At 67.8% G+C, this 23,795-nt stretch carries 20 protein-coding genes; 17 read left to right on the forward strand and 3 right to left on the reverse strand.

Annotated elements, in window-relative coordinates; all coding sequences use genetic code 11:
• Nucleotides 1-3 precede the first annotated feature (3 nt).
• Nucleotides 4-624 (reverse strand): glucose-6-phosphate isomerase family protein, encoded by a 621-nt coding sequence (locus tag WFK98_RS16590; protein WP_336801011.1) that lies wholly within the window; start codon nucleotides 622-624, stop codon nucleotides 4-6.
• A 284-nt stretch (nucleotides 625-908) separates the two neighbouring features.
• Here WFK98_RS16590 and WFK98_RS16595 point away from each other — a divergent pair, with 284 nt between their 5' ends.
• From WFK98_RS16595 to WFK98_RS16620, 6 genes are all read left to right on the forward strand, one after another.
• Nucleotides 909-1,970, forward strand: a complete 1,062-nt coding sequence (locus WFK98_RS16595; RefSeq protein WP_336801012.1) for a sugar ABC transporter substrate-binding protein — start codon at nucleotides 909-911, stop codon at nucleotides 1,968-1,970.
• Between the two features lie 35 nt (nucleotides 1,971-2,005).
• On the forward strand, nucleotides 2,006-3,589 hold the full coding sequence (locus WFK98_RS16600) for a sugar ABC transporter ATP-binding protein (RefSeq protein ID WP_336801013.1): 1,584 nt from the start codon (nucleotides 2,006-2,008) through the stop codon (nucleotides 3,587-3,589).
• Nucleotides 3,590-3,656: 67 nt separating this feature from the next.
• On the forward strand, nucleotides 3,657-4,661 hold the full coding sequence (locus tag WFK98_RS16605) for an ABC transporter permease (RefSeq protein ID WP_336801014.1): 1,005 nt from the start codon (nucleotides 3,657-3,659) through the stop codon (nucleotides 4,659-4,661).
• Between the two features lie 32 nt (nucleotides 4,662-4,693).
• Nucleotides 4,694-5,578: an SIS domain-containing protein gene (locus tag WFK98_RS16610; protein ID WP_266338881.1), complete on the forward strand. Its 885-nt coding sequence runs from the start codon at nucleotides 4,694-4,696 to the stop codon at nucleotides 5,576-5,578.
• 91 nt (nucleotides 5,579-5,669) lie between these two features.
• On the forward strand, nucleotides 5,670-6,404 hold the full coding sequence (deoC, locus tag WFK98_RS16615) for a deoxyribose-phosphate aldolase (RefSeq protein ID WP_336801015.1): 735 nt from the start codon (nucleotides 5,670-5,672) through the stop codon (nucleotides 6,402-6,404).
• A 5-nt stretch (nucleotides 6,405-6,409) separates the two neighbouring features.
• On the forward strand, nucleotides 6,410-7,918 hold the full coding sequence (locus WFK98_RS16620) for a xylulokinase (protein ID WP_336801016.1): 1,509 nt from the start codon (nucleotides 6,410-6,412) through the stop codon (nucleotides 7,916-7,918).
• Between the two features lie 91 nt (nucleotides 7,919-8,009).
• On the opposite strand, the gene hydA is transcribed toward WFK98_RS16620, so the two are convergent.
• On the reverse strand, nucleotides 8,010-9,452 hold the full coding sequence (gene hydA / locus WFK98_RS16625) for a dihydropyrimidinase (RefSeq protein WP_336801017.1): 1,443 nt from the start codon (nucleotides 9,450-9,452) through the stop codon (nucleotides 8,010-8,012).
• Complete coding sequence (locus tag WFK98_RS16630; RefSeq protein WP_336801018.1) at nucleotides 9,442-10,686, reverse strand: Zn-dependent hydrolase; 1,245 nt, start codon at nucleotides 10,684-10,686, stop codon at nucleotides 9,442-9,444. Before WFK98_RS16630 ends, hydA begins: the two co-directional genes overlap by 11 nt.
• Nucleotides 10,687-10,974: 288 nt before the next feature.
• Here WFK98_RS16630 and WFK98_RS16635 point away from each other — a divergent pair, with 288 nt between their 5' ends.
• The 11 genes from WFK98_RS16635 (at nucleotide 10,975) to WFK98_RS16685 (ending at nucleotide 23,792) form a co-directional block, all read left to right on the forward strand.
• The gene (locus WFK98_RS16635; protein WP_336801019.1) at nucleotides 10,975-11,892 is read left to right on the forward strand and encodes an IclR family transcriptional regulator; all 918 of its coding nucleotides are present in this window, start codon (nucleotides 10,975-10,977) and stop codon (nucleotides 11,890-11,892) included.
• 380 nt (nucleotides 11,893-12,272) lie between these two features.
• Nucleotides 12,273-13,475, forward strand: coding sequence for an ABC transporter substrate-binding protein (locus tag WFK98_RS16640; protein WP_266338886.1), 1,203 nt, complete (start codon nucleotides 12,273-12,275; stop codon nucleotides 13,473-13,475).
• A gap of 74 nt (nucleotides 13,476-13,549) precedes the next feature.
• Nucleotides 13,550-14,410 carry a branched-chain amino acid ABC transporter permease gene (locus tag WFK98_RS16645; RefSeq protein ID WP_266338887.1) on the forward strand — a complete coding sequence of 287 codons (861 nt, stop codon included), beginning with the start codon at nucleotides 13,550-13,552 and terminating at the stop codon, nucleotides 14,408-14,410.
• A 34-nt stretch (nucleotides 14,411-14,444) separates the two neighbouring features.
• Nucleotides 14,445-15,425 carry a branched-chain amino acid ABC transporter permease gene (locus WFK98_RS16650; protein WP_266339081.1) on the forward strand — a complete coding sequence of 327 codons (981 nt, stop codon included), beginning with the start codon at nucleotides 14,445-14,447 and terminating at the stop codon, nucleotides 15,423-15,425.
• Nucleotides 15,422-16,198 carry an ABC transporter ATP-binding protein gene (locus tag WFK98_RS16655; RefSeq protein WP_336801020.1) on the forward strand — a complete coding sequence of 259 codons (777 nt, stop codon included), beginning with the start codon at nucleotides 15,422-15,424 and terminating at the stop codon, nucleotides 16,196-16,198. The genes WFK98_RS16650 and WFK98_RS16655 overlap by 4 nt, the downstream gene beginning before the upstream one ends.
• Before the next feature lie 17 nt (nucleotides 16,199-16,215).
• Nucleotides 16,216-16,929: an ABC transporter ATP-binding protein gene (locus WFK98_RS16660; RefSeq protein ID WP_336801021.1), complete on the forward strand. Its 714-nt coding sequence runs from the start codon at nucleotides 16,216-16,218 to the stop codon at nucleotides 16,927-16,929.
• Between the two features lie 37 nt (nucleotides 16,930-16,966).
• Nucleotides 16,967-17,881: an N-carbamoyl-D-amino-acid hydrolase gene (locus WFK98_RS16665; RefSeq protein WP_336801022.1), complete on the forward strand. Its 915-nt coding sequence runs from the start codon at nucleotides 16,967-16,969 to the stop codon at nucleotides 17,879-17,881.
• Entirely contained in the window at nucleotides 17,841-19,160 is a 1,320-nt protein-coding gene (locus WFK98_RS16670; RefSeq protein WP_336801180.1) for a D-amino acid dehydrogenase, read from the forward strand. The genes WFK98_RS16665 and WFK98_RS16670 overlap by 41 nt, the downstream gene beginning before the upstream one ends.
• Before the next feature lie 15 nt (nucleotides 19,161-19,175).
• The gene (locus WFK98_RS16675; RefSeq protein WP_266338892.1) at nucleotides 19,176-19,913 is read left to right on the forward strand and encodes an aspartate/glutamate racemase family protein; all 738 of its coding nucleotides are present in this window, start codon (nucleotides 19,176-19,178) and stop codon (nucleotides 19,911-19,913) included.
• 10 nt (nucleotides 19,914-19,923) lie between these two features.
• The gene (locus WFK98_RS16680; RefSeq protein WP_336801023.1) at nucleotides 19,924-22,002 is read left to right on the forward strand and encodes a hydantoinase/oxoprolinase family protein; all 2,079 of its coding nucleotides are present in this window, start codon (nucleotides 19,924-19,926) and stop codon (nucleotides 22,000-22,002) included.
• Nucleotides 21,999-23,792 carry a hydantoinase B/oxoprolinase family protein gene (locus tag WFK98_RS16685; protein WP_336801024.1) on the forward strand — a complete coding sequence of 598 codons (1,794 nt, stop codon included), beginning with the start codon at nucleotides 21,999-22,001 and terminating at the stop codon, nucleotides 23,790-23,792. The genes WFK98_RS16680 and WFK98_RS16685 overlap by 4 nt, the downstream gene beginning before the upstream one ends.
• Nucleotides 23,793-23,795: the final 3 nt, after the last annotated feature.

A 23,795-nucleotide genomic window follows, 5' to 3' on the forward strand; every position in this document is an offset into this window, starting at 1 on the left:
AGGTCAGTCCTGCGTGGCGAGGATGGCGTCGATCTCGGCCTTGCTGCGAGGCCGGTAGGCAGCGTTCGGCACGGCCTTCCAGCCGGCGCCGTCAGCGACGATGCGTATCGCCATGCCGCCGGAGCGGGCGATCAGCCCGTAGTCCTGGCCGGAATCGCTCGGGTAGCAGAAGCTCATGACCAGCGGCGCAGCCCCTGTATTGACCGAGCGGTGGATCCAGAGCGGCGGCACATAGACCATCACGCGCGGCGCGATCTCGAGGATCTGCGTCTCGCCTTCCGGCGATTCCAAGAGCATCAGCCCCTCGCCCGCCTCGCCGTAATAGGTCTCGGGGCGGTTGCCGATCGCGTGGATATGGCCGCGGGTGACGAAGAATTCGTCGCCGATCCGGCCCGGCTCCATGAAGGTAGTGCCGAAGATCAGGTCGCCGCGCGCCGCCGCCGGGCGGACTTCATGGACGTAGTAGACGACGCGGTCGCCTTCGCGGGCAACGGATTCCGCGAAGGCGGCGTTGTCGGCGTAGATACCGTCGAGATCGGCAAGCCGCTTCTCGTAGCGGCCGGTGGCGGCGGACAAAACGCCGCTTTGGGGATCGATGCGGTGGGAAGTGGGGGCAATGGCCATAGGGGTCTCCAAATCGGTAGCAACACTACTCAATCGGTATCGCAATGCAATCGATTTGGGCGATACAGGAATAATTTCGGATGGTTTCGGTGCAAATTCCGTCTTGTCATGCCAAATTTATGTAGTATCAGTACGTAGCCGGCGCCGATGCTGCCGGGCCTGCCGGGCGCAGGCGTTCGTCGCCCAAACATGCCGGCCTCGCTCGTGGGGTCATCGCTTTTTCGGGAAACTCAGCGGCCCATGGCGTCGAGCCGGCCGCGTCTCACAGCTCTGGGAGGAGCTACATGACCCATACCATCGCCAAGCCGGCCCTCGGCCTGCGCGCCTCGATGCTGGCGCTCGCTTCCGCCGCCGCCCTGCTGACGGCAGCCGGCAGCGCCGCCGCCGAGGACGTTGCGCCGATCGCCGGCCGCCCCGAGCCCGTCGCCAACGAGGCTGGCACCAAGGCCAAGATCGCGATCATCGGCTTCGCCAACAATCCGTACTGGGTCGCGGTGCAGAAGGGCGCCGAGACCGCGAACGACGTGCTGAAGTCGCGTGGCGGCGAAGTGCGCTGGATCGTCGGCGGCGCCAATATCGACGTGCCCACCGTCAACCAGGCCATCAATGCCGCCGCCACCCAGGGCTATAACGGCATCGGCTTCTTCATCGCCGGCGAAGGCAACTGCGCCCTGGTCAAGAACCTGATCGCTGAGAAGAAGATCTCGATCGGCGCCTACAACACGCTGTTCCCCTGCGTCGAGGAAGCCGGCGGCGTCATCAACTACGCCCAGGACCAGGTCGCGGCCGGCAAGAACGCCGCCGCCGAGCTGATCAAGGCCGTCGGCGACAAGGAAGGCAAGGTCGGCGTCATCGTCAGCCAGTTCACCGCGCCCGGCTCCGAGCAGCGCCGCAAGGGCTTCGTCGAGGGCCTCGCCGGCTCGAAGCTTTCCGTCGTCAATGACGGCGTTGAAGCCAAGGATTCGGCCGGCACCACCTTCGCCTCGGCCAAGGACTTCCTGACCTCGACCCCGGATCTCGTGGCGATCTACGCCACCGCCGGCGGACCGTTCGGCGCCGCCCAGGCCGTAAAGGCGGCCGGCAAGCAGGACAGCGTCAAGGTGATCGGCTACGACTTCACCAAGGAGAACGTCGCCGCGATCCGTGACGGCAGCATGTTCGGCGTCACCGGCCAGGACGAGTTCGGCCAGGGCTATAACGTGGCGATCGCGCTGTTCAACAACATCGTGGCGCAGCAGAAGGCCGAGCCGGTCCTGCAGCCGGCCGTCAGCCTGTTCATGACCAAGGACAATGTCGACCAGCTCGATCCGGAAAAGCTGCCGGTCGGCACCGTTCCGAAGCTCTGATCGAAGATATCGCCATGCAGGACCGAGCCGAACGAATGCCCGTCGAAGACCAGATCGCCATGGAAAATCCAATCGCCCTGGAAGTCGTCTCCGTCGACAAGCGTTTCGGCTCGGTTCAGGCGCTCGCCGATGTCAGCATGCAGTTCCGCGCCGGCAGGGTCACCGCCCTGCTCGGCGAGAACGGCGCCGGCAAGTCGACGCTGATCCGCGTCTGCTCCGGCGTCCACCAGCCCGATGCCGGCGAAGTCCGCGTCTCGGGCAAAGCGGAGCGCCTGCAGAACTCGCTCGCCGCCAAGGCGAAGGGCATCGCGGTCGTCCACCAGGAGCCGCAGCTCGTCACCCAGATGACGGTGGCCGAGAACATCTTCCTGGCCCGGCTCGGCTCGCGCGGCGGTACTTCCCTCCATCGCCGCTCGGGCCTGGTCGCCGAGGCCGAGCGGCTGCTCGCCGGCCTCGGCCTCGACAAGGAGCTGCCGGATCTCGGCGCCCGCTGCGTCGGCCTCTCCGCCGCCGAGCGCCAGCTGGTCGAGATCGCCCGCGCGCTCGCCGACGACCCGCACGTCCTCTTCCTCGACGAACCCAATTCCAGCCTGACCCGCAAGGAGACGGACCGCCTGTTCGACATCGTGCGCCGGCTGCGCGATCGCGGCACGGCCGTCATCCTGGTTAGCCACCGCCTCGGCGAGGTCTACGAGATCTCCGACGAGGTCATCGTGATGCGCGACGGCCGCAAGGTCGGCGAAGGCCCGGTCGACGAACTGCCGAAGCAGAAGGCGATCCAGCTGATGGCCGGCGAACGGCTGAAGGCGGCGCTCGACCTCGCCGAGAGCGCGCCGCCGCCGCCCGCCGCCGGCGCCGAGCCGGTGCTTTCCGTGCGCAACGCCTCCGGCCTCGCCTTTTCCGACGTTTCCTTCGACATCCGCGCCGGCGAGATCGTCGGCATGGCCGGCCTCGTCGGCTCCGGCCGCACCGAGATCATCCGCGCCATCCTCGGCGCCGACCCGCTGTTTTCAGGCGACATCCGCCTCAAAGGCCGCCCGGTCCGCTTCGGCTCGCCGCGCGCCGCGCTCAAGGGCGGCATCGCCTTCATCAGCGAGGAACGGCGCACCTCCGTCTTCTACGGCCACGACATCGCCTTCAACCTGACCTCGAACGTGCTCGACCGCTTCGGCCGCTTCGGCTTCTTCAGCCCGCGCCGGCGGCGCGCCTTCGCGCAGAAGAGCGCCGACGAGATCGGCGTCAAGGCGGACAATGTCGACGTGCCGATCCGCACGCTTTCCGGCGGCAACCAGCAGAAGGTGCTGCTCGCCCGCGCGCTCGCCTCCAACCCGTCGCTGGTAATCCTCGACGAGCCGACGCGCGGCGTCGACGTCCGCACCAAGGCGGACATGTACCGCCTGATCCGCACGCTGGCGCATGAGCGCGGGCTGGCGGTGTGGTTCGTCTCCTCGGAGCTCGACGAGGTGCTGCAGCTTGCCGACCGCATCGTCGTCGTGCGAGGCGGCCAGATCGCCGACAGCCTCGCCCGCGGCCCGGAGGCGGCGCGCGTCGTCGCCTCGGCGCTCGGCGAGAAGATCGAGGACGCGGCGACGACCGCCCTCGCCTCGGACATGACCTGACATGAGCGCAACCTCGAACCGGCCGTCGCGCGCCAGCGGCCCAGAAACCATGAACAAGGGTAATCGGATGAGTATCGCCAGCCTGAAGCGTCTGCCTCTGCTGCGAGGTCAGGAGACCGGGCTGATCGGCGTGATCATCGGCCTCTCCATCGCCTTCTCCTTCTTCAATCCGAGCTTCCTGACGACGGACAATCTCCGCAACGTGCTGGTCGCGGTGGCGGTGGTCGGCATCATGGCGATCGGCCAGTGCTTCGTCATCATCGCCCGCGAGATCGACCTCTCGGTTGGCTCGGTGATGGGGCTCTCCGGCCTCTGCGGCGCCTGGCTGATGGCGGCCGGCCTGTCGCCCTGGCTCGCCATCCTGCTGGCGATCGGCGTCGGCGCCACCGCCGGTCTCGTCACCGGCATCGTCGTGGTGGTGTTCCGCGTCAACTCCTTCATCGCCACGCTCGGCATGCTCTCGGTGGCGCGCGGCCTGACCCAGGTGATCTCCGGCGGCCTGCCTATCATGGTCGACCCCTCGGTGATGTTCATCGGCCAGGGCAGCTTCCTCGACATCCCCGTCCAGGTTCTGATCTTCATCGGCCTCGGCATCGCCTTCCAGCTCATCCTGACCCGCAGCGTCGTCGGCCAGCGCATCGTCGCCGTCGGCGATAATGACGAGGCGGCCCGCCTTTCCGGCATCCCGATCAACGCCACCCGCATAGCCGTCTTCGTGGCGAGCGGCGCCCTCGCCGCCGTCGCCGGCATCGTCTACACGGCGCAGGTCAGCGTCGCCGAGGCGCAAGCCGGCACCGGCCTCGAGCTCGACGTCATCGCGGCGGTGGTGATCGGTGGCGCCAGCCTTTCCGGCGGCCGCGGCTCGATCCTCGGCGCCATGCTCGGCGCCTATCTGCTCGGCGCGCTGCGCAACGCCTTCATCCTGCTGGAACTCTCGCCCTTCCTGCAGCAGATGAGCGTCGGCCTGGTGATCGTGCTCGCCGCCATCTTCGACCAGTTCCGGCAGGGCTCTTTCCGGCATGCCAACGTCATGCAATCGTTGCTCTTCGTCTTCCGATCACGCACGCGGTAAGCGCCAAGCCCAGGCGCAAGGATCAAACGACCATGCAAACTCACGTCTCCGCCTCGGTCGGCGGGACCGGCAACATCCTCGAAGTCGCGCGCGGGCTCCGCGCCGAGCTGAGGAAGTCCGATCGCAAGGTCTGCGACATCGTCCTCGAGGACCCGCGTCGCATTCTCTCCGCGACGGTGGCCGAGACGGCGCTGCTCGCCGGCGTCAGCCAGCCGACCGTGATCCGCTTCTGCAGCGCGATCGGCTGCGACGGCTTCCAGGACTTCAAGCTCCGCCTGGCGCAGAGCCTGGCGCTCGGCGTGCCGGCGACCCATTCGGTCATCACCGACGCCGACAGTCCCGACCAGGTGGCGCGCAAGATCTTCGACTACACGATGACCAGCCTCGACTGGGCCCGCAACCGGCTGGAATCGCCGGCGCTCGCCCGCGCCGTCGACGCGCTGGTGGCGGCGCAGCGGATCGAGTTCTTCGGCTTCGGCGCCTCCGGCATCGTCGCGCTCGACGCGCAGCAGAAGTTCCCGCTGTTCGGCGTGCCCTGCGGCGCCGAGATCGACTCGCACCAGCAGGTGATGGTCGCCTCGCTCCTGAAGCCCGGCGACGTCGCCGTCGCCATCTCGAATACCGGCACGACGCGCTCGACCGTCGAGGTGGCGAAGCTCGCCCGCGAGAACGGCGCCACCGTCATCGGCATCACCGGCAATGAGGGGCCGCTCGCTGACGCCTGCGACATCGTCCTGCTGACCGAGACGCTCGAAAACACCAACATCTACACGCCGACCATCTCGCGCATCGCCGCCCTCGTCGTGGTCGACATCCTGTCGACCGCCGTGGCGCTCCGGCGCGGCGAGGCGCATGTCGAGAGCTTCAAGCGGATGAAGAAGACGCTGAGCCACATGCGCTCGACGGCCCGGATCTAGACGCGGCAGTCCAAGAGGGCCGGCTTGGGCGAGCCCGAGCCACGCCCCGCCATGCCCGTAGCGACAGTACCAAACCGAAGAAAGCGGCCCCATGTTCAAGACCCCCACCAGCCTCAGCGCCGCCGACCTCGCGCAGAGGATCGACATCAGCGCGGTCCAGACCTTCCACGCGGAGGCCGATATCCGCTCGCTCGCGGCGCTCGCGGTCGAGAACGGCTTCATCGCGGCGCATGCGCTGCCGAATTTCGTGCCGCTGCTGCGCTCGCTGGTGCCGGCCGGCGGCCGCACGCTGGTCGGCGGGCCGATCGGCTTCCCGTCCGGCGGCCACATGACGGTGATCAAGGTCGCCGAGGCGGCGGCGCTGCGCGAGGCCGGCGCCGACGAACTCGACATGATGATCAATGTCGGCCGCCTGAAGTCGGGCGACCTCAACTATGTCCGCGACGAAATCGCGGCGGTGATCGAAGCGGCCGCGCCGGTGCCGCTCAAGGTCATCCTCGAACTGCATCACCTGACCGATGCCGAGATCGAGACGGCGGCCGACATCGTCGCCGCGAGCGGCGCCGCTTTCGTCAAGACCGGCACCGGCTGGACGCCGGCGGCGGCGACGTTGCCGCGCATCCGCCTTATCGCCGCGGTCGTCGCCGGCCGCGCCGGCATCAAGGCCTCGGGCGGCATCCGCGATCTCGCCACCGTCGCCGAGATGGTGGCGCTTGGCGTCACCCGCTTCGGCATCAACACCGCCTCGGCGATCGAGCTGGTGAAGCAGGTCGACGCGCTGCCGGGCGGCCGGCTCGCCATCGCCCCCGCCAACGAGAGGGCCTGACCATCATGGCCCGGACGGTCCTGGCGCTCGATCTCGGCACCGGCGGCGTCAAGTCGGCGCTCTATGACGCGACCGGCGCCTGCCTCGCCGAGAGGGTACAAAACTACCGCACCTATTTCCCGGCGCCGGGCCTGCACGAGCAGAATCTCGGCGAGTGGTGGGACGCCGTCTCGGCCAGCATCCGCGCTTTGCTCGACGCCGAAGGCGTCGACCGCGCCGCCGTCGGCGCGATCAGCATTTCCGGCCACAGCCTCGGCTGCATCCCGCTCGACGCCGACGACCGGCCGCTGATGCAGCGCGTGCCGATCTGGTCGGACGCACGGGCCGGCGCCGAGGCGGAGGACTTCTTCCGCCGCTTCGACTATGAGCGCTGGTATGGCCTGACCGGCAATGGCTTTCCGGCCGGGCTCTATCCGCTGTTCAAGATCCTCTGGCTCAAGGCGAACCACCCCGGAATCTTCGCCCGCACCCGCTCGATCGCCGGCAGCAAGGATTTCATCAACCTGCGCCTTTGCGGCATCCACGCCACCGACCCGTCCTATGCTTCGGGCAGCGGCGCCTACGACCTGCATGCCCGCGCCTTCTCGGACGAAATCCTCAACGCGGCCGGCGTCGACCGCGCGCTCTTTCCCGAGATAGTGCCGTCGACCGCCATCCTCGGAACGGTCCTGCCGGAGATCGCCGCCGAACTCGGCCTGCCGGGCGACGTCGTCGTCGTCGCCGGCGGCGTCGACAACAGCTGCATGGCGCTCGGCGCCCGCACCTTCTCGGAAGGCGATTTCTACGGCTCGATGGGCTCGTCGAGCTGGCTCACCGTGTCGTCGGCGAAGCCGGTGCTCGACAGCCGCGTCCGTCCCTTCGCCTTCGCCCATGTCGTGCCGGGCCAGGTCATCTCCGCCACTTCGATCTTCTCGTCCGGAACCAGCCTTGCCTTCGTCAAGGAGATGCTGATGGCGGAGGACGGCTACGAGGCGCTGTTCGAGCAGGCGGCGAGCGCGCCCTTCGGCGCCAACGGCCTCCTCTTCGTGCCGACGCTCGGCGGCGGCACCAGCCTGGAGGGCGGGCCGGAGGTGCGCGGCGCCTTTGTCGGCCTCGACCTCCGCCACGGCAAGGCCGACATGCTGCGGGCGACGATCGAGGGCATCGCGCTCGGCCTCCGCGTCGCGCTCGACGAACTGCGCCGGCTAACCGATATCAATCCTGCCATGACCATCGTCGGCGGTGGCGCCCGCAGCGCGCTGATGCGGCAGGCGATGGCCGACCTTCTCGACTGCGCGATCGTCAAGACCTCGATCGACCAGCAATCGGCTTCGCTCGGCGCGGCGGCGCTCGCCATGGTCGCGACCGGAAACTGGGCCGACATGCAGCCGCTGCTCGGGCTGCACCGGATCGAGCAGCGGCACGAGCCGGATCCCGAAACGGCGGATCGCGCCGCACGGATGCTGGCCGCCTACCGCGCCGCGGCCGAGGCGCAGCGGACGCTGGCGCCGTTGCTCGCCAATCTTCGCGCCTGAAGGGCGCGTCGCGCGGCGGAAAACAGGTTGTCAGCCCGAAGCCGCCTGTCGCGGCTTCGGGCCAATTCGTCTGCGGTTCGGACGCGCCGGATCAGGCCGGCTTGCCGGGCCGCACATATTTGGCGCGCTTCAGGAACTGGCCCTCGCCCGGCGTGCCGACATAGTCGCGGTCCTCGACGATGACCTTGCCGCGCAGCAGCACCGTCTTCGGCATGCCCTTCACCGCATGGCCCTCATAGGACGAGTAGTCCATGTTGTTGTGCATCTCGGACTGGGTGATCACCGTCGTCGCCTCCGGATCCCAGATCACGATGTCGGCGTCGGAGCCGACCGCGATCGTGCCCTTCTGCGGGAACATTCCGAACACCTGCGCCGGACGGGTGGCGACGAGATCGACGAATTCCGGCAGGCTCAGCCGGCCCTGATTGACGCCCTGATAGACCATCATCAGCCGCTCCTCGACGCCGGGCGCGCCGTTCGGGATCTTGCGGAAGTCGTCGCGGCCCTTGTCCTTGTGGCCCTTGAACAGCCAGGAGCAATGGTCGGACGAGACCGTTTCGAGCACGCGGTCCTGCAACGCCTTCCAGAGGATCTCCTGATCCTCCACGGAGCGCGCCGGCGGGGTGAAGACGAACTTCGCGCCCTCGAAATTCGGCCGGGCGAGGTCTTCCTTGGTCAGGTAGAGATATTGCGTGCAGGTTTCGGCCAGCGCGTCGACGCCGCGGCGCTTCGCGCGCAGCAGTTCGTCAAGCGCCTCGCCACAGGTGAGGTGCACGATATAGATCGAGGTGTCGACGATCTCGGCGAGCGCAATGGCGCGGGCGGTCGCCTCCGCCTCGATGCGCGGCGGCCGGCTCAGCGCGTGATAATAGGGCTCGGTCTTGCCCTCGGCGACGAACTTGTCGCGCAGATAGTCGGCGGCATCGCCGTTCTCGGCGTGGACCATGACGAGCGCGCCATACTTCTTCGCCTGTTCGAGCGATTTCAGCATGGTGACGTCGTCGATCATGTTCATGCCGCGATAGGCCATGAACAGCTTGAACGAGGTGATGCCGCGGTCCGGCAGCGTCGCCAGCTCGGCAAAGACGCCGTCGTTCATGTCGGTGACGATCATGTGGTAGCCATAGTCGACGGCGACCTTGCCCTCGGCCTTGGAATCCCAATAGGCGATGGCGTCGCCGAGGCTCTGGCCGCGGTCCTGCGAGCAGAAGTCGACCACCGTCGTCGTGCCGCCGCAGGCGGCCGCGATGGTGCCGGAGCCGAAATCATCGGCCGACTTGGTGCCGAAATCGCCGGAATCGAGATGGGTGTGCACGTCGACGCCGCCCGGCATGACGTAGCAGCCGCTGGCGTCGACGATGCGATCGGCGCTCTCCAGCGTGCCGCCGATCTGCACGATCTTGCCGTCCTTGATGCCGATATCGGCCTGCGAGACTCCGCTGGCGGTGACGACCGTTCCGTTCTTGACGATGACGTCCATTCTGTCGGTTCCTTGAACGCTTGGGCGGGAAAAGCTGGGGGGATCAGTAGGCAAGGGCGTGGAGGCCGGCCGCGAGCACGCGGATGCCGTCGACGATGTCGGGGATCGAGGAGAATTCCTCCGGCGTATGGCTGCGGCCGTCCTTCGAGCGCACGAAGATCATCACCACCTTGGCAATGTGCTCCATCTGCTGGCTGTCGTGGCCGGCGCCGCTCGGCATGGTCATGAAGGGAATGCCCTGCGCCGCAGCCGCCTTCTGGAAGGTGGCTACGAGGCCTGGATCGGACAGGCAGGGCTCGTGGTTCACGTAATGGTTCCACGAAATCTCCAGCCCGCGCCGCTCGGCGACTTCCTGCATCAGCGCCTCGTGGCGGGCATAGAGGACGGCGCGCTGCCCGGGATCGGGATGCCGCGCGTCGACGGTGAAGTTGACGCTGTGCGGCACGACGGCGGGATAGTTCGGTTCCACCACGGCGCGGCCGACCGTGGTGACGGCGGGACGGCCCATGCGGTGGGCGGTGTTGATGACTCCGGACGCGATCTCGGCGAAGCCGGCCATCGGATCGCGGCGCAGGTCCATCGGGAAGGCGCCGGCGTGGTTCTGCTCGCCGGTGATGGTGACGTTGTAGTGGCGGATGCCGGTGATGGCGTCGACCACGGCGACCGGCAGGCCGGCATGCTCGAGGATCGGCCCCTGCTCGATATGCAGCTCGACGAAGCTGTCGATGTCGTCGCGCTTCGCCTCGGGAATGCGGGCGGGATCGAGCCCGACGGCGCGCATGGCGTCGGCCATGGTCTCGTCGTCATAGCCCTGCATCGCCTCGGCCGCGCCCGGCTCGATGCGGCCGGTGATGGCGCGCGAGCCCCAGAAATTGGTCGAGGGGAAGCGGCTGCCCTCCTCCTCGCAGAGCGAGAGCGCCTCGAGCGTGCGCTTCGGTTGGCCGAACTGCGCCTTCAGCACCTTGAGCGCGATCAGGCCGGCGAGCGCGCCGAGCGTGCCGTCATAGCGGCCGCCGGGACGCTGCGTGTCGATATGCGAGCCGGAGACGATCGAGCCGCCCGGCCCGGAGCCCTGCAGCCGGCCCCAGACATTGCCGACCGCGTCGCGCGTGACGGCGAGGCCGGCCTCCTCGCACCAGGCCGCGTACTGGTCGGTCGCCTGCACCCATTCGGGCGAATAGACGGTGCGCCAGACGCCGGTGCCGGCATAGGCGCCGAACCGGCCCATCTCCATGATGTAGCGTTCCACCAGTTCGGGGTCGATGTGGATCTGGACGTCCTGCGCCACGGGCCTATCTCCGATGCTCGACGGGGGCAAATTGCGATGTGCTAGCGATCGTTCTGCTAATAGGATATCATTTCTTCTATAGATTGTTTGGATCAGCTAGGATGGGTCAAGCTCAAAGAGGCGGCGATGGACGCCGAAGGTTTGGTCAACTGCCGAACGGGCAGGCATGGCCGACGCCGGCGGAACGGTCTCGCCCTCGGGATTGGGTTGACGCCGGCCGTGTCGCGCTGGCATGCCCTTGAGGCATCGGCCGGACGGCACCTGGCCCGGCTGCAGGAAGGATCGTGAATGTCAGAGGAAGGCAAGCCGGCTTCGGGCGTGGGGCTCTACAAGTCGCAGCTCCAGCAGGAGGGCGCGCGCTGGTACCTGACCGCGCAGGACCTCGAACTGCCGAAGACGCAGGCGCCCGGCCTGGTGCCGGCGCTGGAGAACGCCATCGCGGTGATCGACTACATCAACCGCACGCCGCCCCACATCGCCTCGCTCGCCGAGATTTCCACTAATCTCGGAATCTCCAAGAGCCATTGCCACAACATCCTGAAGACGCTGACGCATTTCGGATGGCTGTCGTTCGACACCCGCGCCAAGACCTATGAGCTGCATGCCGGCATCATCGCCGCGGCGTCGTCGCTGATGGGTTCGCCACAGCTCGACCGCATCCGCGCCGAGCTGACGCAGTTGGTCCGCCGGATCGAGATCCCGGCGGTCCTGACCCAGCCGCAGCCGGACGACAGCTTCGTCGTCGTCGACAAGTTCAACGGCCCGCAGCAGATGGAGGTCTCGTTCCCGATCGGCCACCACATGCCGCGGGATTCGGTCGCCAACAGCCGCGCCTATCTCGCCTGGCAGCCGCAAGAGAAGATCGACCGCTGGATGGAGAGCTGGCAGCCGGTCCGCTACACCGCGGCGACGCTGACTTCGCCGGAGGCCGTGCGCGCCGAGATCGCCGCCACCCGCAAGCGCGGCTATGCCCGCAGCGTCGGCGAATTCACCGACGGACTGATGGCGCTCGGCATGCCGATCTTCAACCGCTTCGGCGAAGTCGCCTATGTCTTCACCTGCTCGGGCCTGCTCTCGGCGATGGCGCCGCGCGAGGAACAGCTTGCCCGCGAGATGGTCCGCGCCGCGGTCGCCGCAAACCAGGCGGTGCTCGGCCGCATGCCGCCCGACTTCCCGATGATCCAGGTGCCGCTGGCGATCGGCTGATCCGGCCGCCGGCGACGGCTTCGCCCGTCCGGCGCGGTCTGCACGGCCGCGCCCGCCCCTCCCTGTCTCCCCGCCCCGCCCGCGAACCCCGCCACCACCCGCGCCGCCGGGCTCGTGGGTAGCAATCCCGGCGCTTTTCGATTTCCGGTTGCCCAGAGTCGCAGCATTGCGCCGGCCCGGTCGCGGGCATTTGCACGAATGTTGAGCGAGCACAAAAATTGCGCGCCGACCGCGTTGACAGCTCCCATCCGTCTGATCTGTAGTGTCCGTGCCGTATGAGGCATGACGTTCTCTATAAAGAACGTATGCGACCGACGAATTACTCCGGAACACAACCCCGCCGGCGCCGAGGGCGCCGCAGCCTTCCTGGGAGACTGTCGATGATCCAACTATCCCGCCGCACCATGCTGATGAGCACCGGTGCCCTGGTTCTCGCAGCCGTCATGGCTGCCCCCTCCGGCGCGCTAGCGGCGGAGAAGGTCCTGAAGATCGGCCAGCTCGGCGTCATGAGCGGCCCGGAAGCCTCCTGGGGCCTCGTCAACAAGTTCTCGGCGCTCGCCACGGCCGAGATGTGGAACGAGAAGGGCGGCATCGAGATCGGTGGCGACAAGTACAAGATCGAAATCGTCTCGGTCGACGACCGCAACGATCCGAAGCTGACCGTCTCCGGCGCCGAGCGCCTGACCGGTGAAGGCATCAAGTACATCATCGGCCCGAACATGGACACGACGGCGACGTCGGTTCGGCCGATCGCCGAGAAGAACAAGGCGATGTACTTCCCCTATGCGTTCGCCCGCTCGCTCTACACGGCGCCGGCCGAGAACGCCGTGCTTGGCATGGTCGCGAGCTACCAGGTCGCGCCGGTCATGTACAAGATCCTCAAGGAAGAGCGCGGCGTGAAGAAGGTCGCCTTCATCGCCCGCAACGACTCCGACGGACTGCTGCAGCGCGACGAAGGCGTCAAGGTCGCCGAGGCCCTCGGTCTCGACATCGTCTCCAAGGACGACACCTACGAGGCCAGCATCACCGACTTCTTCCCGATCGTCGGCAATGTCGTCGCCAAGAACCCCGACCTGATCGTCATGTCGTCGGTCGCCCCGGCCCATGCGCCGCAGATCATGCGCGCCGCCCGCGAGATGGGCTACACCGGCTTGTTCGGCGCCGAATCCGCGCAGGACATGAAGATCATCAACGAGGTCGCCGGCGAGATGGGCAGCGGCCTGATCTCGATCGGCGGCGCGTCGACGCCGGAAATCCGCTCCCCCTACATGGAGGAGTTCATCGATCGCTACACCAAGATCGCTGGCGAATGGAACGACGAGGCCGGCACCAAGGCCTACGCGCTCGAGATGATCCTCGGCACGCTGCAGAAGGCCGGCCCGGCCGCCATCGACGACATCGAGGTGTTCAAGGCGGCGATCCCCGGATTCGAGATGAAGAACCCGTTCCTGAAGGAAGACGCGATGGTCAAGTATGTCGGCACCGCCGACTTCGGCCAGAAGCGCCAGATCGGCGTGCCAATGGTGATCACCGAGACCAAGGGCGGCGAACTCACGACGCTGTCGGTCGGCAGCGTCGAATAAGCGTGCCGCGCCCGGCCGGCCGGCTGCTGCCGGCCGGGTCCATGCCCCGCCTTCCTCAATCCAGGTCGGACGCCATGACCCAGATCCTCGTCAACGGCATGCTTCTGTCGGCGAACTACGCGCTGATCGCTCTCGGCATCACGCTGATCTTCAGCATCATGAACGTGCTCAACTTCGCGCACGGCCAGATGTTCATGATCGGCGGCTTCGTCGTCTACTACGCGGTCGTGGTGTGGGGCCTGCCCTTCCCGCTCGGGCTGCTTGGCGCCCTGGTGATCGTCGGCGTGATCGGCATGGTGCTCGAATCCGTCTTTTTCCGCCGCGTGATGAAGAACTCCTCACGCGAGGAGAACACCATGCTGCTGGCGGTCGGAACCGCCCTGCTGCTCGAGAATGTCGCGCTGTCGCTGTTCGGCGAGAAGCAGCGCGGCATCCCGCCGATCATCTCCGGCGTCTACAGGTTCGGCGACGCCTTCCTGCCGGCGAACCGCCTGCTCGTGCTCGGCATCTCGCTGGCGCTGATCGTGCTGGTGCTCCTCTTCGTCAACTATTCGCGCACCGGCCGCGCCATGCGCGCGCTCGCGCAGGACCGCACGGCGACCCTGCTGATGGGCGTCGACGTGCCGCGCATCTCGACGCTCGGCTTCGGCCTTGGCGCGGCGCTCGCCGGCATCGCAGGCGCGCTGCTCATCTCGATCTCCGGCGTCAATGCCGGCATCGGCACGGCGATTTCGACCAAGGCCTTCATCATGATCATGATCGGCGGCGCCGGCGTCATGTCGGGCGCGCTGCTCGGCGCCGTGACGCTCGGCTTCGCCGAGGCGCTTGGCTACGCCTTCTTCCCCGGTTCGGTCACCTACCTGATCATCTTCATCGGCCTGATCCTGTTCCTGCTGTTCCGGCCGCAGGGAATCATGGGCAAGCCGTGGGGCTGATCTTCCTCAATCTCTGGAAAGTGGAGACGTGACGATGGCTGCCGTCCTCGACGCCACCGCCGACACCGCCCCGAACCGCGGCGCGGCCGAGATGAGGCGGTTCCTCATGACCGCCATACCGCTGGCGATCGCCCTCTACGGCGTGCTGCCGCTGCTGGTCGGTGGCCAGCCCTACTGGCTCAACGTGCTGACCAATGCCTGCTTGCTCTCCTTCGGCAGCCTCGGCGTCTGGCTCACCTTCTCGATCGGCCGGGTCAACATCGCCCAGGGCGCCTTCGCCCTGATCGGCGGCTACACCACCGGCATTCTGACGACGATGCTGGGCTTCAACTTCTGGATCGCGCTGCCGCTGTCCGGCCTCGTCGCCGCAACCATCGGCATCCTGATCGGCTGGCCACTGCTGCGGCTGCGCGGCATCTACTTCGCCATGGTGACGCTGAGCCTCACGGAGGCGGCGCGGCTCGCCTTCGTGAATGCCGGCAGCGTGGGGCACGGCGTGCTCAACATCCCCAATCCGCCCGGCCTGAACTCGCCGCTCGCCTTCTATCTCTTCGCCGCCACCATGCTGCTCCTCGGCTTCTTCGCGATCTGGCGCCTGAACATCAGCCGGATCGGCTGGGTGTTCCGCTCGATGCGCCAGAACGAGGAACTCGCCGCATCGATCGGCATCGACGTCGCCCGCTTCCGCGTCCTCGCCTTCGCGATCTGCTGCTTCATGGGCGGCATCGCCGGCGGCTGTTTCGCCAGCCTGCAGCAGAACATCTACCCGCAGACCTACACGGTAGCGGATTCGATCAACTTCATGCTCTACTGCTTCCTCGGCGGGCTCGACTTCGTCCTCGGGCCGATCGTCGGCACCTTCACCCTGGTCGTCGCCTTCGAGCTGCTGCGCTCGATCCAGGAATACCAGGCGCTCGTCTACGGCATCCTGATGATCGCCGTCATGCTGTTCCTGCCGAACGGCCTGCTCAGCTTGCGCGCCCTGCTCTCCCGCCGCGCGGGAGGCGCCAGATGAGCATTCTCAAGGTCGAGGGCCTCACCAAGCAGTTCGGCGGCCTGACAGCGGTCAACAATGTCAGCTTCGACGTCGAGGAAGGCCAGGTCCTTTCGGTGATCGGCCCGAACGGCGCCGGCAAGAGCACACTTTTTAAGCTGATCTCCTCCTTCCTGACGCCGACCTCGGGCCAGGTCCGCTACCAGGGCGAGGTGGTGAGCGGGCTAAAGCCGCATCTCGTCGCCCGCAAGGGCATCGTCCGCACCTTCCAGGAAACGACGGTCTTCAAGGAGATGACGGCGTTCGACAATGTCGTCATCGGCCATCAGCTCGGCCAGAATGCCGGCCCGCTCGGCGTTTTCCTGTCGACCCGCGCCGCGCGCGCCGACGAGGCCCGCTTCCGCGAGAGCGCCGACGAGATCCTCGACTATCTCGGCCTTTCCCACGTCCGCAACGAACTCGCCCGCAACCTGCCGCACGGCTATCTGCGCTCGCTCGGCATCGCCATCGCCATGGCGGCGCAACCAAAGCTGCTCCTCCTCGACGAGCCTTTCGCCGGCATGAACGTCGACGAGACCGACCGTGCCGTGACCATGGTCGAGGGCATACGCCGCCGCGGCATCACCGTGCTGCTCGTCGAGCACGACATGCGCGCCGTCATGCGCATCTCCGATCGCATCGTCGTCATCAGCTTCGGCTCGAAGATTGCAGAGGGAACACCGGAAGAGATCCGCGCCAACGAGGCGGTGATCGAGGCCTATCTGGGCCAGGACGACGAAACGATCGGCCACTGAGCGGGACAGGAGACATCATGCGCTACTTCGAAGCCCGCAACCTGACCGTCAACTACGACAAGGTCTCGGCCGTCCGCGACGTCTCCATCGCCTTCGACGAGGGACAGGTGGTCTCGCTGATCGGCGCCAACGGCGCCGGCAAGTCGACGATCCTGAAGGCCGTGACCGGCCTGACGCGCCCGGCCGCCGGCGAGATCTGGTTCGAGGGCGAGCGGGTCGACCGCCTGCAGCCGGCCGAACTCGTGCAGCGCGGCATCGCCATGGTGCCCGAGGGTCGCCGCGTCTTCCCGCATATGAGCATCCGCGACAACCTGATGATGGGCGCCTATACGCGGCGCGACCGGGTCCAGGTGAGCAGCGATCTCGAACGCATCCTGACCCGCTTCCCGCGCCTGCGCGAACGCATCCGCCAGAACGCCGGCACGCTGTCGGGCGGCGAGCAGGAAATGCTGGTCATCGGCCGCGCGCTGATGACCAAGCCGAGGCTGCTGCTGCTCGACGAGCCCTCGCTCGGCCTCGCGCCGCTGGTCGTGCGCGACATCGCGCGGCTGATCCTCGAGGTCAACCGCGACGAGAAGGTCAGCGTCATCCTCGTCGAGCAGAACTCGCGCATGGCGCTCCGGATCAGCCAGTACGCCTACGTCATGGAGACGGGCGCCGTCGGCCTCGAGGGTCCCTCGGCCGAGCTGATCGACAACGACCACGTCAAGACACTCTATCTCGGCGGCTGACGAGCCGTCGGGCCCCCTCACGAACCAGGACCGCAAAATGGCCAGAAAACTGAACCTCGCCGTCGCCCAGCTGGGACCGATCGCGCGCGCCGAAACCCGGGGCCAAGTGGTGGCCCGCCTGATGGAGATGATGAAGGAAGCCAAGTCGCGCGGCGCCACCTTCGTCGTGTTCCCCGAGACGGCGCTCACCACCTTCTTCCCGCGCTGGTACATGGAGGATCAGGCCGAGGTCGACGCGTGGTTCGAGACCGAGATGCCGAATGCCGCGACGCGGCCGCTGTTCGAGCTTGCCGCCTCGCTCGGCGTCGGCTTCAACCTCGGCTATGCGGAGCTGATCATCGAGGACGGCAAGGTCCGCCATTTCAACACCTCGATCGCCGTCAACACCAAGGGCGAGATCGTCGGCAAGTATCGCAAGGTGCACCTGCCGGGCCACAAGGAATACGAGGCTTACCGACCCTGGCAGCACCTCGAGAAGCGCTATTTCGAGCCCGGCAATCTCGGCTTCCCGGTCTATGAGGTCGATGGCGCCAAGATCGGCATGTTCATCTGCAACGACCGCCGCTGGCCGGAGACCTGGCGCGTGATGGGCCTGAAGGGCGTCGAGCTGGTCTGCGGCGGCTACAATACGCCGACTCACAATCCGCCGGTGCCGCAGCACGATCACCTGAACTCCTTCCACCACCTGCTGTCGATGCAGGCCGGCTCCTACCAGAACGGCACCTGGGGCGCCGCCGCCGGCAAGGCCGGCATGGAAGAGGGCAGCATGCTGCTCGGCCATTCCTGCATCGTCGCGCCGACCGGCGAGATCGTCGCGCTCACCTCGACGCTCGGCGACGAGGTGATCACCGCCGTCTGCGATCTCGACGCCTGCAGCGACATCCGCAAGGAGATCTTCAACTTCAAGGCCCATCGCCAGCCGCAGAACTACGGCATCATCACCGAGCTCTGAGGCGCGGCCGCGCGGGAGATCCATCATGCATGTCGTCGTTCTGGGAGCGGGCGTCGTCGGCGTCACGAGCGCCTGGTACCTGTCGAGGGCCGGCCACGAGGTGACCGTCATCGAGCGGCATCCGGCGGCCGGCCAGGGCACCAGCTATGGCAATGCCGGCCAGATCTCCCCGGCGCTGTCCTCGCCCTGGGCGTTTCCGGGGCTCGTCCGCAAGGCGATCGGCTTCGCCTTCGCCAAATATCCGCCGCTGCGGTTCGGGCGCATGCCCGACCGCGACATGGCGACCTTCCTGTGGCGGATGTGGCGAGCCTCCGGCGCGTCGGACTATGTCAATTCGAAGCGCCACATGGTGCGGATCGCCGAATACAGCCGCGACTGTTTTCGCGAATTGCGCAGCGAGATCGGCATCGACTATGCCGGCCGCCAGCGCGGCCTGCTGGTCGCCTTCCGCGACGCGGCCCAGATCGCCGGCTACGACACCGACCTGAAGGTGCTGGACGAGCTCGGCGTGCCCTATCGCCGGCTCGGCCATGCCGACGTGATGGCGCGCGAACCCAATCTCTCGCCGCGCTCCGGCATCCTCGGCGGCGTGCTGCTGGAGACGGACGAGACCGGCGACTGCTACCGCTTCACCCAGGCGCTGGCGGCCGAGGCGGCGGCGCGTGGCGTGCGCTTCCGCCATGGCGAGGCCGTGCAGTCGCTCGTCACTGAGGGCGACAGGGTCCGTGCCGTCCGCACCGCCGCCGGCGAGATCGAGGCCGACGCTGTCGTCACCGCGCTCGGCGTCGCCTCGCGCGGCCTGCTCAGGCCACTCGGCATCGATCTCCCGATCTATCCGGTCAAGGGCTACTCGCTCACCATTGCCGCCGATCCCGACGCGGTCGGGCCGCGCTCCACTGTCGGCGACGAGACCTACAAGATCGGCATCACCAATCTCGGCGACCGCATCCGCGTCGGCGGCACGGCGGAACTCGCCGGCTACGACCTGTCGCGGCCGGAAGGCCGCTATGCCGGGCTGATCCACAGCCTTCGCCAGCTTTTTCCACGCGTGCCCGAGGGAGCGATCCAGACCGCCGAGCGCTGGTCGGGCCTGCGCCCGGTCACGCCGGACGGGCCGCCCCTGATCGGCCGGACGCGCTATTCCAACCTCTATCTCAACAGCGGCCACGGCACGCTCGGCTGGACGATGTCCTGCGGATCCGGACGCGTGCTGGCCGATCTCGTTTCCGGCGTGAAGCCGGAGGTCGAGCTTTCCCGCTTCAACCCGATCGCCGCCTGACATCCGGAGCACGCCATGAAGATCAAGGTCATCAACCCGAACACCACCTGGACCATGACGGAGAAGATCGGCGCGGCGGCGCGGGCCGTGGCGGCGCCCGGCACCGAGATCGTCGCGGTGTCGCCGAGCATGGGCCCGGTCTCGATCGAGGGTTTTTACGACGAAGCATTCGCCGCCATCGGCGTCATCGACGAGGTCCGGAAGGGCGAGGCAGAAGGCTGCGACGGCTATGTCATCGCCTGCTTCGGCGATCCGGGCCTAGCCGCGGCGCGCGAGATCGCGCGCGGTCCGGTTGTCGGCATCGCGGAAGCCGCGATGCATGCCGCCAGCCTGATCGGCAACGGTTTCACCATCGTCTCGATGCTGGAGCGGTCGCGGGCGACGATGGAGCATCTCGTCCACGCCTATGGCATGACCCACAAATGCCGCAACATCCGCATGACCGATTTGCCGGTGCTGGAACTGGAAGAGGAAGGCTCCAACGCGCAGGCGATCATCATCGAGGAATGCCGCCGCGCGCTGACGGAGGATCATGCCGACTCGGTGCTGCTCGGCTGCGGCGGCATGTCGGACCTGATGGCGCTGATCACGCGCGAGATCGGCGCGCCGGCGATCGACGGCGTCTCGTCCGGCGTCAAGCTGGTCGAGGCGCTGGTGTCGCTCGGCCTCGGCACCTCGAAGCGGCAGGGATACGCGAAGCCGATCGCCAAGCCCTATACGGGCCAGTTCGCGCCCTTCGCGCCCGTGGCTTGAGGGCAAGGCGATGAAAGCGATCGGCGTCGACGTCGGCGGCACGTTCACCGACCTCGTCTACTGCGACCTCGCGAGCGGTCGGGTCGAGATCCACAAGGTTTCGACCACGCCCGACGATCCGTCGCGCGGCGTGATTCAGGGTGTGATCGAGCTCTGCGCCGCCGCCGGCGTGGAAACCGGCGAGATCGACTACGTGTTCCACGGCACGACGACGGCCACCAACGCGGTGCTGGAGCACAAGGGTGTCGTCGCCGGCATGATCACCAATGAGGGTTTTCGCGACATCATCCATATCGGTCGCCATCAGCGCGTCCAGCACTACTCGATCCGGCAGGAACTGCCGTGGCAGGACCGGCCGCTGGTCAAGCGGCGGCACCGCAAGACGGTGGGCGGCCGTCTGGCGCCGCCAACCGGCGCCGAGCTGGAGCCGCTCGACGAGGAAGCGGTGCGCCGGGCGGCCGAGGAACTGAAGGCCGAGGGCGTGCAGTCCGTCGCCATCTGCTTCCTGTTCTCCTATCTGAACCCCGCGCATGAAAACCGCGCCCGCGAGATCGTCGCGGAGATCATGCCGGACGCCTTCGTCACCACCTCGTCCTTCGTGTCGCCGCAGTTCCGCGAGTTCGAGCGCTTCACCACCGCGGCGCTGGCCGCCTTCATCGGCCCGAAGGTCCGCACCTATATCGAGCATCTGGAGACGGCGCTGAAATCCGCCGGCCTCGAAGGCGAGCTGCGCATCATGGCGTCGAATGGCGGCGTCGCCACCGCCGGCATGGTCTCCGACAAGCCGACGCTGACGCTGCTCTCCGGCCTCGCCGCCGGCGTGCTCGGCGGCGCCTGGATCGGCGAACTGGCCGAGCGCAAGCGCCTGATCACCTTCGACATCGGCGGCACCAGCGCGGATATCGGCATCATCGTCGACGGCGTCTATGCCGAGACGGATGCCCGCTCCACCTCGATCGCCGGCTTCCCGCTGCTCTCGCCGATGATCGACATCCACACGATCGGCGCCGGCGGCGGCTCGATCGCCCATCTCGATCGCGGCGGCGCCTTCCGCGTCGGGCCGAAGAGCGCCGGCGCCGTGCCGGGCCCCGCCGCCTATGGCCGCGGCGGCAGCGAACCGACCGTGACGGACGCCAATCTCGTGCTCGGCCGGCTCGACGCCGAGGATTTTCTCGGCGGCGGCATGAAGCTCGATGCGGCCGGCTCCGCCCGCGTCATCGGCGAGCTGGCGACGACGCTCGGCCTCGGCCCCGAGGAAGCGGCCGAGGGCGTGCTCACCGTGATCAACAGCAACATGGCGAACGCGATCCGCTCGCGCACCGTGCAGAAGGGCATCGACCCGCGCGGCTTCGCCCTCGTCGCCTTCGGCGGCGCCGGGCCGCTGCATGGCGCCGAGGTGGCGGCGATGCTCGGGATCGGCGAGGTAATTGTGCCGCCATTTCCGGGCATCACCTCGGCCATGGGCCTGCTCACTACCGACGTCAAATACGACGCGACGCGGACGCAGTTCCAGGTCTCGGGCGCCGTCGACCTCGACCGCCTCAACGCCGACCTCGCCGGCATGGAGGCCGATCTCGCGGCGCAGTTCCGCGCCGACCGCATCGAGACCGCCGACATGGAATTCAAACGGATCGGCGACCTCCGCTATGTCGGCCAGGGCTACGAGCTGAAGATCCCGCTGCCGGCCGGCCCGATCGACACGGAGGCGCTCGCCGGCGTCTTCGACGCCTTCCATCGGGCGCATACGGCCGAATACGGCCACGCCTTCGCGGCGAGCCCGATCGAGATCGTCAACATCAAGGTGAGCGGCATCGGCCGCATCCAGAAGCTCCGCGAGCTGGCGGAGCCGCAAGGCACCTCGGTGGCGGCGGCGAAGGTCCGCACCGGCCCCTGCGCCTTCCGCGTCGACGGCGTGCTCGCGACCTTCGAGACCGCCTTCTACCACCGGCCGCTGCTGCCGGTCGGCGAGGCGTTCGAGGGGCCGGCGATCGTGCTGCAGAAGGACAGCACCACCGTCGTTCCGCCCCGCGCCCGCGCCGTGGTCGATCGCTCGGGCAGCCTCATCATCACGCTCGGAGGTGCCGCATGAACGCGCCCGCAACCATCCGGCCGTCGACGGCCGACCGCATCGATCCGATCACCGCCGCCGTCATCCAGGGCGCGCTCGAAAACATCGCGATCGAGATGGGCCACAAGCTCATGCGCATGAGCTATTCGAGCATCATCCGCGAATCCGAGGATTTCGGCGCCGCGCTGACGGACGCCGACGGCAACCAGCTCTGCGAATGCAAGATGAGCACGCCGCTGCAGTCGGGCCCGATCCCCGGCTATATCCGCGGCATCAAGCGGGCGCTCGCCGCGCGCGGCGAAACCATCCGCCCCGGCGACGTCATCATGCACAACGATCCCTATGGCGGCGCCTCGCACGGGCCGGACGTCTCCTTCACCGTGCCGATCTTCGTCGACGGGGCGCTCGCCGCCTTCTCGGTGACGACGGCGCACCATCTCGACATCGGCTCGGCGACGCCGGGCAGCGCCGGCATCGTCGATGCGGTCGACGCCTATGCCGAGGGACTGCAGTTCAAGGCGATCAAGGTCTCCGACGAGGGCCGGGTCAACCGCGCCGTCTGGCAGATCCTGCGCGACAACATCCGCGCGCCGCAGCTCGTCGTCGGCGACATGGAGGCGCAGATCAAGGCGGCCGAGATCGGCGCCGAGCGCTTCCTGGCGCTTGTCGGGCGCTACGGCATGGAGCAGATCACCGCCGCGGCGGACCATCTGATGGACTATTCCGAGCGGCTGATGCGCGACGCGATCCGCGCCCTGCCGGACGGCACCTATGCGGCCGAGACCCGGATCGACGGCTTCCTCGACGATCCCAACCCGGCGCGGCGCGACCTGCCGATCAAGGTCGCCGTGACGGTCGCGGGCGACGAGATCACCGTCGACCTGACCGGCACCGCGCCGCAGGTCTCCGACCGGCCGATCAACATGCCGTTCGAGGGCACGGTCGATTGCGCCATCTGGCTGACGCTGCGCTCGATCCTGCTCGACAGCGCGCTCTATGGCGACGTGCCGCAGAATGCCGGCCTGACGCGCCCGATCACCATCGTCGCGCCGAAGGGCTGCCTGGCCAATCCGATCTTCCCGGCGCCGACCATCGCCCGCTTCACGCCCGGCAACGCCATGGCCGACACGCTGATGCGGGCGTTGAGCCAGATCGTGCCGGAGCAGGTCAGCGCCGGCGTCGGCAATCTCCGCGTCGTCTCCTTCTCCGGTCTGCAGGAAGGCCGGCACTGGGTGCACATGGAGATCTTCGAGGGCAGCTATGGCGGCCGCTTCGGCCTCAACGGCATGGACGCCGTCGACACGCTTTATGCCAACACGCGCAACAATCCGATCGAGGACATCGAATCCCACCTGCCGATCCGCGTCGACCGCTACGAGCTGCGGAACGATGCGCCGGCGGCCGGCCAGTGGCGCGGCGGCATCGGCTCGGTGCGCGAGTTCACGCTGCTGTCCGACGGCGCCTTCTCGATCGAGGGCGACGGCCACAGCCAGCGGCCCTGGGGCCATGAGGGCGGCGAGGCCGGGCGGCCCGGCGAGCTGACGCTCGAACGGGCCGATGGCGGCACAGAGATCCTGCCCTCCAAGGTGCCCTACCACGAGGCACGCCATGGCGACCGCGTGCTGGCGCGCGGCCCGAATGGCGGCGGCTATGGCGATCCGCTGAAGCGGGAGCCGGCTGCCGTGCTCGACGACGTGCTCGACGGCCATCTCGACGTCGCGCAGGCGGCGGCGCTCTATGGCGTCGCCATTCGCGACGGCGCCGTCGACGACGCGGCGACGGCGGCGCTCCGCCAGCAGCGGGCGGCGTGAGGG

Source organism: Kaistia sp. MMO-174, from assembly GCF_037147815.1.
Taxonomy (GTDB): domain Bacteria; phylum Pseudomonadota; class Alphaproteobacteria; order Rhizobiales; family Kaistiaceae; genus Kaistia; species Kaistia nematophila.

Bases quoted from the DNA above. Each gene is read 5' to 3' on its own strand.
- WFK98_RS16660 (WP_336801021.1), top strand. From the start codon at position 16,216: ATGCGCTACTTCGAAGCCCGCAACCTGACCGTCAACTACGACAAGGTC.
- WFK98_RS16590 (WP_336801011.1), bottom strand. From the start codon at position 624: ATGGCCATTGCCCCCACTTCCCACCGCATCGATCCCCAAAGCGGCGTT.
- WFK98_RS16640 (WP_266338886.1), top strand. From the start codon at position 12,273: ATGATCCAACTATCCCGCCGCACCATGCTGATGAGCACCGGTGCCCTG.
- WFK98_RS16655 (WP_336801020.1), top strand. From the start codon at position 15,422: ATGAGCATTCTCAAGGTCGAGGGCCTCACCAAGCAGTTCGGCGGCCTG.
- deoC (WP_336801015.1), top strand. From the start codon at position 5,670: ATGTTCAAGACCCCCACCAGCCTCAGCGCCGCCGACCTCGCGCAGAGG.
- WFK98_RS16680 (WP_336801023.1), top strand. From the start codon at position 19,924: ATGAAAGCGATCGGCGTCGACGTCGGCGGCACGTTCACCGACCTCGTC.
- WFK98_RS16665 (WP_336801022.1), top strand. From the start codon at position 16,967: ATGGCCAGAAAACTGAACCTCGCCGTCGCCCAGCTGGGACCGATCGCG.
- WFK98_RS16645 (WP_266338887.1), top strand. From the start codon at position 13,550: ATGACCCAGATCCTCGTCAACGGCATGCTTCTGTCGGCGAACTACGCG.
- WFK98_RS16650 (WP_266339081.1), top strand. From the start codon at position 14,445: ATGGCTGCCGTCCTCGACGCCACCGCCGACACCGCCCCGAACCGCGGC.
- WFK98_RS16685 (WP_336801024.1), top strand. From the start codon at position 21,999: ATGAACGCGCCCGCAACCATCCGGCCGTCGACGGCCGACCGCATCGAT.
- WFK98_RS16595 (WP_336801012.1), top strand. From the start codon at position 909: ATGACCCATACCATCGCCAAGCCGGCCCTCGGCCTGCGCGCCTCGATG.
- WFK98_RS16620 (WP_336801016.1), top strand. From the start codon at position 6,410: ATGGCCCGGACGGTCCTGGCGCTCGATCTCGGCACCGGCGGCGTCAAG.
- WFK98_RS16605 (WP_336801014.1), top strand. From the start codon at position 3,657: ATGAGTATCGCCAGCCTGAAGCGTCTGCCTCTGCTGCGAGGTCAGGAG.
- WFK98_RS16600 (WP_336801013.1), top strand. From the start codon at position 2,006: ATGCCCGTCGAAGACCAGATCGCCATGGAAAATCCAATCGCCCTGGAA.
- WFK98_RS16610 (WP_266338881.1), top strand. From the start codon at position 4,694: ATGCAAACTCACGTCTCCGCCTCGGTCGGCGGGACCGGCAACATCCTC.
- WFK98_RS16675 (WP_266338892.1), top strand. From the start codon at position 19,176: ATGAAGATCAAGGTCATCAACCCGAACACCACCTGGACCATGACGGAG.
- WFK98_RS16635 (WP_336801019.1), top strand. From the start codon at position 10,975: ATGTCAGAGGAAGGCAAGCCGGCTTCGGGCGTGGGGCTCTACAAGTCG.